At 34.5% G+C, this 14862-nt stretch carries 11 protein-coding genes; 2 read left to right on the forward strand and 9 right to left on the reverse strand.

All coding sequences use genetic code 11. The annotated features are described in order from the left end of the window. Nucleotides 1-343 precede the first annotated feature (343 nt). Both BR43_RS07320 and BR43_RS19060 read left to right on the forward strand, forming a co-directional pair. Nucleotides 344-2062 carry an Ig-like domain-containing protein gene (locus BR43_RS07320; protein WP_034560666.1) on the forward strand — a complete coding sequence of 573 codons (1719 nt, stop codon included), beginning with the start codon at nt 344-346 and terminating at the stop codon, nt 2060-2062. A gap of 27 nt (nt 2063-2089) precedes the next feature. After that, entirely contained in the window at nt 2090-4018 is a 1929-nt protein-coding gene (locus BR43_RS19060; protein WP_051933861.1) for an immunoglobulin-like domain-containing protein, read from the forward strand. Nucleotides 4019-4200: 182 nt separating this feature from the next. Here BR43_RS19060 and BR43_RS07330 read toward each other — a convergent pair whose 3' ends face one another. The 9 genes from BR43_RS07330 to BR43_RS07370 form a co-directional block, all read right to left on the reverse strand. Then, nucleotides 4201-5520 (reverse strand): amidohydrolase, encoded by a 1320-nt coding sequence (locus tag BR43_RS07330; protein WP_034560668.1) that lies wholly within the window; start codon nt 5518-5520, stop codon nt 4201-4203. Then, entirely contained in the window at nt 5517-7232 is a 1716-nt protein-coding gene (locus BR43_RS07335; RefSeq protein ID WP_034560670.1) for an adenine deaminase C-terminal domain-containing protein, read from the reverse strand. Before BR43_RS07335 ends, BR43_RS07330 begins: the two co-directional genes overlap by 4 nt. 82 nt (nt 7233-7314) lie before the next feature. Next, entirely contained in the window at nt 7315-8367 is a 1053-nt protein-coding gene (locus BR43_RS07340; RefSeq protein ID WP_034560671.1) for an ABC transporter substrate-binding protein, read from the reverse strand. Between the two features lie 35 nt (nt 8368-8402). After that, nucleotides 8403-9443, reverse strand: a complete 1041-nt coding sequence (locus BR43_RS07345; protein WP_034560673.1) for an ABC transporter ATP-binding protein — start codon at nt 9441-9443, stop codon at nt 8403-8405. 22 nt (nt 9444-9465) lie between these two features. Further along, entirely contained in the window at nt 9466-10245 is a 780-nt protein-coding gene (locus BR43_RS07350; RefSeq protein WP_034560675.1) for an ABC transporter permease, read from the reverse strand. Then, on the reverse strand, nt 10238-11074 hold the full coding sequence (locus BR43_RS07355; protein WP_034560677.1) for an ABC transporter permease: 837 nt from the start codon (nt 11072-11074) through the stop codon (nt 10238-10240). Before BR43_RS07355 ends, BR43_RS07350 begins: the two co-directional genes overlap by 8 nt. Before the next feature lie 373 nt (nt 11075-11447). Continuing rightward, nucleotides 11448-12692, reverse strand: a complete 1245-nt coding sequence (locus tag BR43_RS07360; protein ID WP_034560679.1) for an MFS transporter — start codon at nt 12690-12692, stop codon at nt 11448-11450. A gap of 129 nt (nt 12693-12821) precedes the next feature. Continuing rightward, a complete protein-coding gene (locus BR43_RS07365; protein ID WP_034560681.1) occupies nt 12822-13766 on the reverse strand; it encodes a competence protein ComK in 945 nt (314 codons plus the stop codon). Nucleotides 13767-13969: 203 nt separating this feature from the next. Further along, nucleotides 13970-14848, reverse strand: coding sequence for an aldo/keto reductase family protein (locus BR43_RS07370; RefSeq protein WP_034560683.1), 879 nt, complete (start codon nt 14846-14848; stop codon nt 13970-13972). Nucleotides 14849-14862 lie beyond the last annotated feature (14 nt).

Genomic DNA, 14862 nt, shown 5'->3' on the forward strand with positions numbered 1-14862 from the left:
CTAAATTCTGAAAATTCTCACAAATATTAATAAAACTCAAGTTTTTTTCATTTTTTCGATAAAAAATTATGTAAATCATAATTTTTTATTCGTTTTTTTTTAGACTATCCTAGATTTATTAGGGTTTCTTATTTATTTTAAGTTACTTACATCTAACTTTTTAAATACACGTAATAAGTTGTGATAAAAAAAACATAGGATTAAATGTCGTTTTTTTGTATAACCACTACACAAAAAATGATCAAATTAATTTTATTTATATATTATAATTAAATTTGTTAAAAATAATTTAAAGATAATATGAAAACAATTTTTTTATTATCTAATTAAGAAGGAGAGAAAAATGATTAAATTAAAATTAGTAGGCTTAGGAATGGTGTTATGTTGTGGAATTGCGTTAGGTCAACTTAATGCAGATGCCGCTACACTTGAGGGAACAGTGGGACAAGAAACTACATTGGAGTCTTATCTGCCAAATCAATCAACGACGCAAAAAAGTCCAATTAAATCCCTTATAAAAGATCCTCAAGGTGAAGAATTATCTAGATTTGTCACTATTTATGAGTTATCTGGGATAGAACCAAGTGCGAATTATTTAAACGGAAAGGGCTATGTAACAACAGAAACAAAGAGAATTCAGGTTAAATTTCCGCCAGATACTGGTGGTTACACGTTTAGTTTAATTGGGGAGCAAGGGGATCAGGTGTACGCAACCTATACTAAGGACTATGCTATTTTTGATGTGACATCTCTTAAGGCCTATCGCTATCAAATTATGGAACACATGAATGTTAGTGCAGGTAAATTACTGGCATCGTTTGACGTAAAAAATGCAAGCAATGAAGTCCCTGTGATTACCGCACCAGATAGAACTCTCGAAGTTGGAACTCCTTTCGATGCTTTAGAAGGTGTTACTGCCTATGATGAAGTAGATGGGAATTTAACAAATATTCAAATTGTGTCCAATAATGTAAACACGAGAGTACCTGGTAACTATGAAGTACATTATCAAGTTGTAGATAGCGATAACAACATTGGAACTGCCGTTGCTCAGATCACAGTTGTTGAGAAAAGTGAACTGGCTATCCCCGTAACCAATAAAGTATTGGATACAGATAAGGTCGTGACTGGAACGGCTGAAAAGAACACTACTCTCTATTTAAAAATGGGACTTGATATGTATAAAGAAACTGTTGGTGCAGATGGGACCTTCTCTCTTAAGTTAGATACTACCTACACAGGAGGAACATTAATTGAAGCCTATGTTGAAGATAGTGAAGGAAGAATCAGTAAAACATATACAGGCTCTGTTCAACAAACAAAAATTGAAAAACCATTATTAGAACAATTAACAAATAAAGATAAAGTTTTAAATGGAAGTGGACGTGCAAATACGACATTGGTTGTGAACATTGGCGAGGATGAGTATGAAGAAACGATTCACGAAAATGGATTATTCAAATCAAACTTAGATCAAACCTATCCAGTTGGGACTCCGATTGAAGCGTATATTTTAGATCCAGTAACCGGTCAAAAAAGTGATAGTACCCATGCAACAGTGATGGCAGCGGAAGTAATTTCTTTAAACCGTGTGACATCTGAAGATAAAAAAATAACCGGAAATACAATCGCAAATGCTGATATTAAAGTAAAGGTTGATTCAGCGATTGTTACACGTTCAAAAATCTATCGTGGGAAATCTGATGCTTCTGGAAACTTTAATTTAGATTTTTCAATAGCGTATTCAGCAGGATCAAGTATTGAGGTAGAGGTAACCAATCCTACTACAGGAAGTACGTTTAAAAAAACCATTCAAGTCTATCCAAAAAAACCATCAATTGATACGCTAACAACTGGAGAGAAAAAAGTAACAGGATTAGCAGATCCATTTGGTGAAATTGTTCTAATGGTGAATAATCAAGAATATGCTGAAACAGCTGATGCGATTGGGAACTATGTCGTAAAACTTGACGAAGTTTTACCATCGGGCGCGGTCGTTACAGTTTATCAAGTAGTAGATGGAATTAAAAGCGAAGTTGCAGAACTTGTAGTACAACCATAATAAAATAAGGAAAGGAAGAGAGAAAAAATGATTAAATTAAAATTAGTAGGCTTAGGAATGGTGTTGTGTTGTGGAATTACGTTAGGTCAACTTAGCGCAGATGCCGCTACACTTGAGGGAACAGCTGGACAAGGAACTACATTGGAGTCTTATCTGCCAAATAAAGTAATGATGCAAGAAAATCCAATTCAATCCCTTATAAAAGATCCTCGAGGTGCAGGGTTATTTCCTTTTGTCCAAGATGACGTTAACGGGGTAACGGGAGTGGCTAATTATTTGAGTAATACAAACCATATAACAACAAATACTACAATAGTTCGTATTAACAAAATACCTGGTTATAGTAAATTTGTTTTATATTCGTATGAGAATACGCATTTCGATGGAGTAGAACAGAATGGTTATATTTATTTTTATGTGAATCTTGATGCAGGGAAGCATCAAATTCAGGGAAACAAAGGTGGACAAAGAGATCTTTTATCAGCATTTAATGTAGAAGACGCTCCAAATGAAGGGCCTGTAATTACCGCAAAAAATAGAACCATCGAAGTCGGAAGCGATTTTAAACCCTTAGATGGTGTTAAGGCTACGGATAAAGAAGACGGGGATTTAACAAAGTTTATTAAAGTGACGTCTTATAATGTCGATACGGATACACCTGGAGAGTATGAAGTAAGTTATGAAGTAACCGATAGCAAGGGTGCTATTGGACGAGCAACCGCCAATATTTCCGTCATTAAAAGAAATGAATTGCCTGTGATTACTGCACCCGATAGAACCATCGAAGTCGGAAGTGATTTCAAACCCTTAGATGGTGTTAAGGCTACGGATAAAGAAGACGGGGATTTAACAAAGTTTATTAAAGTGACGTCTTATAATGTCGATACGGATACACCTGGAGAGTATGAAGTAAGTTATGAAGTAGCAGATAGCAAGGGTGCTATCGGAAGAGCAACTGCTAAAATTACCGTCATTAAAAGAAATGAATTGCCTGTGATTACTGCACCCGATAGAACAATTCGTGTTGGAAGTAAATTCAATCCCTTAGAAGGAGTTACCGCTTACGATAAAGAAAATGGATTCTTAAGAGATATTAAGGTCAAATTTGATAATGTAGATACGACAAAGACTGGCGAGTATAAAGTACAGTATGAGGTAACAGATAGCGATGGTGGTGTTGGAAAAGCAACTGCTAAAATTACCGTCATTAAAAGAAATGAACTCCCTGTGATTACCGCACCAGATAGAACAATCGAAGTCGGAAGTGAATTTAACCCCTTAGAAGGTGTTACTGCCTATGATGAAGAAGATGGCGTATTAACCAATACGCAAGTGATTTCTGATAATGTCAATCTAGATGTACCAGGAATTTATGAAGTGCGTTATCAAGTTGTAGATAGCGATAACGGAATTGGGACAGCCACCGCTAAGATTACAGTTGTAAATACTGAATTAGCGATGCCTGTAGTTAACGAGGTATTAAATACAGATAAAATTATCACTGGAACTGCTGTAAAGAACACGACCTTGTATTTAACTATTGGTCTTCATGAGTACAAAGTACTAGTTGGTACAGATGGTACCTTCTCTACTATCCTAGATAGTACCTATGCTGCTGGGACAGTGATCAAAGCCTATAGTAAAGATAGCGAAGGCAAAACAAGTAAAACGTATACAGGAATCGTTAATGCAAAAGATGTATTGTTACTAAATCAAGTGACAACCGCAGATAAAAAAATTACTGGAACAACGATACCAAATGTTGATGTCACAGTAGCTGTAGATACAGCAGATATTTCACGTTCTAGAATGTATCATGGAACATCAGATGCTGCTGGAAACTTTACTATCACGTTTACAAAAGCATATGTAGTGGATTCTACGATTGAAGTGACAGTAATCAACCCATCAACTGGACATGAACTCATCAAGTCGACTCACGTTGTTACTCCTTAAAAAGAATACAAAGGAAACTATGGTATGTAGTTAGCAAACAATTAAGATTACACTATGACTCCCTTAGACTAATAAAAAGACCTGAAAATCCAGAGAATTCTGATTTTCAGGTCTTTTATTAAGTTAACTTTAATTCGTCTTTCTTCTATATAATATAGAAAACAAAATAGAAGTTTATTTTATTATTCGGTCAATTCAGCCACACGTTGATAAAAAGCGGTCATTTCTTGTTGTAAGTTTATTTTTAGTCCTCGTAAAGAGTGATTCACTAATTGCTTATTGTCTACTAATAAACACCCATCGGAATAAACACTTTGGACATTACTGGCATTCGCTGAATAAACTAAAACAGCATATGGATCAAAAATAGGAAACATATTAACTGATTCTGTTTCAATAATCATAAAATCTGCTTTTTTCCCGACTTCTAATGAACCAATCTCTTTTTCTAATCCCACAACCTCGGCGCCACCCATTGTTGCGAGACGCACAATCTCTTTTGCTGGAAATGCACTGCGATCTTGCAAGTCCGTTTTATGGAAATTAGCGACTAATTTCATTTGTGTAAATAAATCAAGGGTATTGCCGCTACTTGGACCATCCGTCCCTAAACCAACTGAAATTCCTGCATCTAACATCGCTTTAATCGGTGCCACGCCTTTTGCGGACTTTGTGTTTGCTCCAATACAGTGAGCCACCTTGGTCCCTGTTTGTTTTAGCAGTTGAATATCTGCTTCTGTTACATGAATACAATGAGCGGCAATCACATGTTCTCCTAAACAGTCTAGCTTATTTAAAAATCCAACTGGGGTTAAATCATATTCTTTTTCAAAGAAAGCAACTTCATAATCCATCTCAGCTACATGAATCGTAAAAGGAACTTGCTTTTTTAGTGCCAATTGATTGGCTTCAATTAAGATATTCGGATGATTCGTATTTGTTGCATGAGGAGCAATTGCTGGCGTTAATTTTTTATGATTAATCCATCTTGGAATTAAGTCCTTCGCATAACTCAGCCCACCATGAGGCTTAACTGAATCACAAGTTGGAAAATCGATAATAGTTTCACCAAATATTCCTCGTATATCCATCTCATCTGCTGCTTCTAAAATAGCATCTTCAAAATAATACATATCTACAACTGTAGTAATTCCCGCTAACTGCATTTCTGCCAGAGCATATTTGGCACTATGGTAGGCCAATTCTTTTGTCATACAGGAATTCTCTAATGGAAATAAAAGTTGGCGTAAACGGTCTGGAGTATCATCTCCTAATGAACGAAAAGGAATCATTCCTACATGAGTATGGGTATTTACCATTCCTGGTAATAAAATGCCGCCTTTGCCATCTACAACTTGATCCCATTTTATTTCGGCTGTTAATTCAGCTAACTCACCTACTGCGACAATAAGCTCGTCTTCAATTAATAGGTAACCTTCTGGGTATTCTGAAAAATTAGCATTCATTGTTAAAATATAGACATTTTTAATCAGCGTTATCATAGTGACTCCTGTTTAACCAGAGGAATTCGTTCTTGCGTTCTAGTATTCATCATCCCAACATCTGTAATTTTAATTGCAGGTGACACTGGTAGTGATAGCGTTGAAAAGGACATAATCTCATTGGTGTTCACATAACCTAAGCGAACCATCGCTTGGCGAACTTCTTCTAACTGCTTACCTAACTCCTCTAATGGCGCAATGCTTAAAATTCCACCTAATGGCAATGGACATGTAGCCGTTGTTGCTTCATTTTCAACAACAACATAACCTCCTTGCAAATCAATAATGTGATGTTGAGCCACTTGCATATCTGCGGCATCTGTTCCCATCACCATCAAATTATGATGATCATGAGCCCAAGTTGTTGCAATCGCGCCTTTATTCGTAATTGTATTTTCAACAAGTGCGTAGGCAATATTTCCATTGATTCCATAACGCTCCATTACAACTAACAACGCCAAATCCGTACTTTCCCAATCTAAATAACCATCTTTAACAGGAATTGCTCGTTCAACGCACTCTGTAAAGGTTCCAACTTGTTGAATTTGGATGACATTACATAAAACAGCATCTTTTTCTGTTGTAACTGGAATTCTAAATCTTTCTAAATCAGCTTTTTCACATTGAACTGAATGGAAAAATTCTGCTGGAAAAGCTTCTGTTTTTTCAGGCGTTTTAATTGGTTCACCTTTTGTATGAACTAATTTCCCGCTCTTATAAACTTGGTTAATGGAGAATTCTGTTACATCATCTAGTAAAATAAAATCAGCCATATGACCTGGAACAATTGCTCCACGATCTTGGAATCCCATTCTTCTTGCCGGTGTATACGTACTTGTGTAAATCGCTTCTTCAACAGGCATACCACAATCAATCGCTTTTTTCACAATTCCATTTAAGTGACCTGTTAATAAATCATCTGCCATCACATCATCTGTGATTAAGGCAACATATTCATAAAAACTATGTTTCACAATTGTTTCGATATTTTCTTTTGTGATTGACTTCCCTTGCATCTCAATAAACATCCCATTGCAAATCTTAGTATAAATAGATTCTGGACTTTGATGGGTATGATCAGCTGTAATTCCATGATAAATAAAGTTAGCCAAATCTTCTTCCCAAATCTTAGGCACATGTCCTTCAATCGGCATATTTGGACGTAGCTCTTTACATAATGCAATAATTTGATTGATTAACGAATCTGGATCACTGACAATATCTTTAAAGTTCATCACTTCACCTAGACACATAACTTTAGGCGATGCTAACAATTCTCGAACTTCATTTAATCCAATAATCCCACCAGTTGTTTCTAAATCTGGGTTGGTAGACGGTACTGACGAAGGAATAGCATAAAAAATATCAAGCTCCGTTTCTTCCTTTAGAAAAGCCTCGACACCTTCAATTCCAAAAACATTAGCAACCTCATGAGAATCTGCCACAATCGTTGTTACCCCATGATAAAGTGCTGCTTTTGAAAAAATTGAAGGAATCGTCATTGAACTCTCAATGTGCATATGACTATCAATTAATCCAGGAATCATGTAACGACCTTTAGCATCGATTGTCTTCTCAGCAGCTAAATAAGTTAATTCTTCAGGAGTAATATAGTAAAATTTCTCTCCACGAATAGCAACATTTTTTGATTCAAACTTACGAATAAAACTATTAAAAACTTGAGCATTGATAATGACTAAATCTGTCTTCATATTAGTTATTCCTCCATTTCAGATAGAAAAGCTTCTAGTTTCTAACAGCTATTGTTAAAAAATTAGAAGCTTTTCGATTTTATTATTGATTTAACGTTTTATTCCATTTATCAATCCAGTTTTTTAAGTTTGCATTTACAAAATCAAAATCAATAACTTTAGCGCGTTCTGCAACAGCACCATACGTTTTATCTTTAGCTGTTTCATCGTCTAAAGTAACATTTTTATTCGTTGGTGCTTCATTTAATGATTTAGCTGTTTTTTCTTGTAATTCTTGGCTAATTCTCCAATCAATAAACTTTTCTGCTAATTCTTTATTTTTAGAATTTTTCGTTACATTGATTGTATTAAAGTTTGCATATGTTCCAGATTTTGGCACAACATAAGCTACATTGGCATCTGCTTGAGTCACCATTGGAACCGCAAAATCACCAACAACAGCTGCTACAATTTCTCCTGATTTAAACATATTCGCTAAATCTGATGATTTTCCATATGTTTTCACAACGTTCGGTGCTAAGTCTGTTAAACCTTTAAACGCAGCTGTTCCTTTGTCTTTTTCAAGATTGCCTTTTTGTTGATCGTTTGCTAAATACAACATTGCTGGTCCATATGTTGTGGCAATATCAGGAATTGACACTTTGCCTTTTAATGAAGAATCCCATAAATCAGACCACTCTTTAATTTCTTTACCTGCTTTTTCTTTGTTGTACACAATCCCAATACTATTCATTGAGTATGCAGGACCTGCTCCGTCTTTCGATACTTCTTTGGCGGCATCTGTTAATTGATCCATATTTTTAACCTTTGAAGCATCTAACTTTTCAAAAAGTCCAGCTTCAACACCCTTAGCGGCATTCGATTGAGATAATTCAATCACATCTACATTTGAATTAGGGTTATTTTCTAATTTTGTATAACGCTCTGAACTAGTACCTGTTTCCACAACAATCTTCACATTATTTTCTTTTTCAAATGGAGCAAAAACGTCACTTTTAACAACTTCTTCGCTTAAACCAAATGTTGAGATTACTAATTCCTTAGGTGCATCTTCTTTGGCTGCACTGCTACCACATGCTCCTAATACTAATCCACTTGCTAAAATAAGCGTTGATACTATTCCAAATTTTTTCATTTTCACTTCTCCTCTAATTCTATTTATATGATTGATTAAACTAAAACTAATTTAGCTGCTGGAATGTGTAATTTCAGCGAGTCATTCACTTCATAAATCGTCGTTCCATAGCCATTTACTAATAATGTTCCTAGGGTTGTTTCAACTTCGTATTGATAACTTTTGCCTAAGAACGTTCGTACTAAAACTGTACCAGAAATCAAATTCTCTGTTACATGATCAGCAGCTTCAACAATCTCAATATCATCTGGGCGAATCGTACCTGTAGGAGCATCCCCTTCAAATAAACGTGTTGCTGTTAATGTATCGCCAGCCTTTGTTTGATAAGTAGTTTGATCGATTTTTGTTAAGTTAAAAAAATTCTCAAATCCAATAAAACGGGCAACAAATTCAGTCTTAGGGTTGCTATAAATTTCTTCTGGAGAAGCATATTGTTCAATGACACCTTTATTCATAACCGCTACTTTATCTGAAATTGAAAAACATTCTTCTTGATCATGCGTAACAAAAACTGTCGTAATGCCTAATTGTTGCTGAATTCGTTTAATTTCAATCCGCATATTCACACGTAATTTCGCATCTAGGTTGCTTAATGGTTCATCTAATAATAATAATTTTGGTTCAATGACTAACGCTCTAGCCAATGCCACACGCTGTCTTTGTCCACCAGATAATTGTTTTGTATAACGGTCACCAAATTCTTCTAAACCACAGACTTTCAAAATTTCTGCTACTTTTTTAGCAATCTGCTCTTTTGGCTCTTTTCTAAGTTTTAAACCAAACCCAACATTTTCCTTAACTGTTAAATGAGGGAATAACGCATAACTTTGAAAAACCATTCCAAAATTACGCTTATGAACAGGAACTTTTGTTAAATCTGTTTCATCTAAAATAAATTCACCTTCATTAGGCTCAATTAAACCGGCAATCACACGTAACGTCGTCGTTTTTCCACAACCACTTGGTCCTAATAATGAAACTAGTTCACCTTTTTCCATTGAAATATTCAGTTCTTTTAAAATATTTGCTTTTCCATCATAACTGACACGAATATCTTTTAAATCCACAAATGACATCTTGCTGCTTCCTCCTTCTTCCTTAAGCAATTGCTGCTAGTCCTAATGTTTTTTCGATAAGATACATCAAGACAATCGTTCCTAACATCAACAGCACAGAAATAGCTGATACAGTTGGATCGTAATTGTATTCAATATAATTTAATAAAGTTGTGGGTAACGTTGAAACTCCTGGTCCTGATAAAAACATTGACACGGGAATATTATTAAATGAATTGATAAAAGCTAACATAAATGAAGCAAAAATTCCTGATGTAATATTTGGAATAACCACTTTACCAAACGCTTTTAATTTAGTACAACCTAATGTCCACGCGACTTCTTCAATTGAAAAATCTAGTTGCTCCATTGAAGAACCGACAACTCGAATAATGTACGGTAGGCTAATTAAGAAATGACCTAATAACAAACCTTGAAATACTGGTAACCTCAAACCAATGACAACAAATTGGAAAAGTGAATATCCTACTACAATTCCAGGAACAATCGTTGGAGAAAGAAAGAAACTTTTTAACCAAGCACGTCCCTTAATTGAAGACCTTGCTAAGGCATATGCTGCTGGAATCCCAATAATTAAAGCTAAAATAGTTGCTAATAGTCCAATTTTGAAACTCAATAAAAAGCCATTTACAAATGTATCTGATGTAAAAATATTGCTATACCATTTAAAGGTAAATCCTTCGATAGGAAATTGAATCGTTGCATTCTCACCAAAAGAAGTAACCGCAATTAATACTAGTGGTAAAAATAAAAAGGCAAAAACAAAGCCTACAATAATCGTTAATCCTTTTTGCTTACGCATTTACTTCTTCACCTCGTTTGTCTACCATTTTCGCAATCCAATTAAAGACTTTCATCACAATCATTGTCGTAACAATCATTACTAAAGCAATCACACTTGCGCTAGTCCAGTCCCCTAAAGCCATTGCTTTTTGGTATAAGAATGTTGCTAACATCATATTTTTATTCCCACCTAATAATTGAGGTGTTGTATACGCCGTTAAAGTTCCTGTGAAAACTAAGACACTTCCCACAATAATGCCTGGAACACTAAGAGGTAAAATAACTTTGATAAAGGCCGTTAAACGATTGGCACCTAATGTTTCGGCCGCTTCCATAATTTCTAAGTCAATGTTTTCAATAATCCCAACTAAGGTCATCACCATAATTGGTAAGAATAAGTATACCGAACCGACAATAATTGAAAATTCTGTATAAAGCATTACAATTGGTTCTGAAATCACACCAATCTGCATTAAAAAGTTATTAATTACACCATTTTGCCCTAGAATATTAATCCAAGCAAAACTTCTAATCACCGAATTGGTTAATAATGGAAACAAGGTTAAAGCCATTAATAAACTGCGCCATTGCTTGGGACATCGTGCAATGTAATAAGCTGTTGGTACTCCTAAAATGGCTGAAACCAACGTTACAATCAGTGAAACCCGAATAGTCCGAATAAAAATTCCTAAATTATAACTATCACTAAAAAACGAACGATATGCTTCTATTGTAAATCCACCATTAAAAACAGTTGGAACTAATATAGAAATCAAAGGCATTACTAGAAAAAAGATTAAAAGAATTAGACCTGGGGCTAAAATCAGGTAAGGAATCCTTTTATTCATGGTTAACTCCTCCTTATATTAAAAAAACCTAACATTTACCATTGTCATTCATTCTATTATTAATAAATACGTTTTTATTAGAACTTGTTTTTAGTTACAATAAAACGACTTAATAACACTAAAATGAACTCAATGACCTTATTCAGTATAACAAACTCATAAAAAAAAACAAAGATAAATCGAACTCTTTTAATATCGTTCGTATTTAACGTTCGTGTTTTGTTGAAAGAATTCATATTTAAACGGATTTCCATTTTTTTGAAATAGTGCTAAATTTGTCACATTTTTTCTATTGACTAAAAATACACAAAAAAGCTGATACAACTAAATTCAATAGTGAGTGAATTTAATCATATCAGCTTTACGCTATTTTTTATTCGCCAGTAAAGTTGGGATCAAAGTAGTTTTCGCGTTTTAATCCTTTTACACTTAACATGATACAAAAGCTAATTAAGTAAAGTGTCGCTAGAAACAACATGACCGCCATTAAATTGTATTTATCTAATAGAAATCCGATAACGACTGAAGAAAATCCTCCAACCGCTCGCCCAGTATTAATAATTACATTATTAGCCGTTGAACGAATGTGCATTGGATATAACCGGCTTACAATCGCTCCATATCCAGCAAACATTCCATTAGCAAAGAAACCAACAACTGCTCCACCGATTAACATTGTCCATTGATTGGTAGCAAAAACAAAAAGAAAGACCGAAACTGCGGAGACTAATAAGAAGACAGAATATGCCAAACGCGCACCTAAGGTATCAAGAATTCGTCCAAATAGAAGCATTCCCAAGCTCATTCCAATAATAGTTGCAATCATCCATAATGATGATCCTGAAACCGATAGTCCCAACTGCTTTTGAACAATTGAAGGTAGCCAGTTCATTAAACCAAAGTAACCTGCAATTTGGATGATAGCCATAATCATTAAAGAAATCGTTTGACGCGCTAAGTTAGGAGTCTTAAATAGCTCTTTTAGCGATGCTGATGGTTGTGTCTCCTCCAACTGACTTGCCTTCCATTCACTACTTTCATCTAAATGATTGCGAATAAAGAAAGTTAAGACAACTGGCAATAATCCAAATAAAAATAAGGCATTCCAGCCAAAAGTCGGAATAATAATTGCAGCTATAATCGCGGCAAGGATTGAACCTAATTGTCCAGTAATCGCTACAATTGAAGTCATCTTCCCTAATTTTTCTTTAGGAAAAGCTTCTGCTACAATCGCCATTCCAATACCATACTCTCCACCTGCACCAATTCCAGATAAGAACCTAAATAAGTAAACGAGATAAATATTAGACGCAAAATACATTGCTCCAGTTGCTAAAGCAAAAATTAAAATTGTATAAGTAAAAATTTTGATGCGTCCATATCGATCTGCCAAGATACCAAAAGTAACGCCACCTAATAGCATCCCCACATTGGTAATGGAGGAAATCAGACCCGCTGCTGCGCCATTTACGTGTAAATCAGCAATAATTGAGGTTAAGGCAAAAGTTAAAAACATAATGTCCATGCTTTCTAAGCCTAATCCTGCCGCTGATGAAGCTAGCACTCTTTTTTGATAAGGGGTCATTGATTTTGAGCTGTGTGTCGTTTGTTTATTCATTTTCATTTTTCCTCCTAAAACGAATGATCTCTGCCATTCATTATTTTATATTCAAGTTATTATACGGTGTCTAACTACAAATTACAATAGAACTTTTTACGCTGCATTATGTAAAAAAACACGTTAACGTTATTTTATTCCTCTATTTTTTCCATGACGCTCTGTCTCACTCATTATATTAGAAGATTCAAAATGACTACGTAGTTGACTTAAATAAGGATCTTCAATCCCAAATTCTTTTTTTATTGCCTCACTAACCCAGAAGTATTTTAAATAACTGATAATTTCAATTAACGTATAACGGGGCAATACGAACTGCATTTGAATTAGAAATTGATGAATAATATTAAAGGGCTCCTCAATATGAACCGTTACTTCTTTAGCAAAAAATCGATTCATAAAGTGCATAATAGAACGTTGAATGTGATAAATTGAAGCCGCATGCTCGATTCGTTTAGTAAAACGCTTTAAACTAATAGGTAAAATAACACGATAATTATTTCGACAAAATAAGTATGTTTCTTTAGAACCTTTAATTTGCTCACTATCCACTACTTGATGCAAGGCTAGCCAACTTGTTAGTGGGTGACTTTTCCCAAAATCTGGTATAAAGCAACTATCTCCTACTAAATACGGACAAAACTTCGTAATCCCTAACATCTTGCCTAAATGCTGAACCATTTCATATGAAACACCTTGTTGTTTGAAATAACGATTCATAATCTCCAATGTTGTTTCTTTTGTTTTTATAGGGGCCAAACCAATCCGATGAATCATACTTTGGTACACTTCATCAAACTGACTAATATTTTGCACATATAACGTTTCATAGTCAATCTGAACTCTTGAAATTTCTTGCGCCTGCATAAGTAACTCTGTAATATTTTTTTGGCTAATATCAAGCGAAGTCACTGGCTCATGTGAAAATAAATAATCGGCTTTATTTAAGTAGTAAGGTTGATGTTTTTTCTTGTTACGATAATACTCTACTTCTTTTTTCAAAGAACGAAATCCTTTTAAATAATACTTTTTCAATTCCTCCTTTTCTCTTGTATCGTAAGGTTCTTTTTTCATAACCATCTCTCCTTCATTATTTTTCACTATTTTAAAAATAAATTTTTTAATATTACTATTATACCCGTTATCAAACTATTCGTCTTGATTAAATTAAGAAATCCAGACTTATCCACTCTAAATTTTGACCTTAATTTGACAATTAATTTTTTAAAATAACAAAAAAAACTTATGATTAAAAATCATAAGTTTTTTGTTAATAGTTATTTAAAGTGCTTTTCAAATAGTAAGCCTTTTTCTAGTTGTTCCTTCGTTAACTCTATGCCATTCCATTCCCTAGCCGCCGTAAACCGATTCATTCGATCCATCAGCAACATATCTGTCTCACTAATTTCAAAATCAAGCTCAAAATTCTCTCTTACTCGCTTAGGATTAGCTGATTTTGGAATCACATGATAACCATGCTGAATGGCCCACTTATTTAACAATTGAGCAATACTGACAGAATAGTTCTCACATAGTTGATCCAATTGCTCTTTTTCTGCACTAGTTAATGCCGATTCCGGATAAAAAGGATTGGGACTAAAATACGGTTTTATAATCGAATATCCAGTTAGCTTAATACCTTGAGTTTGACAGTATTTTTCAAGATCTAACGAACGCGTTGTTGGTGAGCATACAATTTGGTTGCAATAAGGAACTTTTCCTGTTTCAGCTATTAATGTTTGAATTCCTTTAATTGAAAAATTTGAAACCCCAACATGTTGAATGATTCCTGCCGCTTGCAATTCTAATAACTCTTTGTACGCACTACTATTTAAGCTTTCTTCCGCTGCTTCTGCGTGAAGTAAAACCAAATTAATAGAGTCTACTTGCAAACGTCTTAGTGATTCATACACCGATTCTTTGACATATTTTTGATAATTAACTGGTGTTACCTTCGTTGTTAAAAATAACTTTGATGGATCTATTTCCAACTCTTTTAAAATTATACCAATATCATACTCATTATTATAAACTTGGGCCGTGTCAATATGTTGGTATCCAGTATCTATTGCTGCCTTTATTGATGACTTCAATTCATCAAAGTCTGTTAATAACCATGTACCTAAACCTACTAATGGCAATTCTTTAATTGTCATTGGGATCGCCTCAC

Source organism: Carnobacterium gallinarum DSM 4847 (assembly GCF_000744375.1).
Taxonomy (GTDB): domain Bacteria; phylum Bacillota; class Bacilli; order Lactobacillales; family Carnobacteriaceae; genus Carnobacterium; species Carnobacterium gallinarum.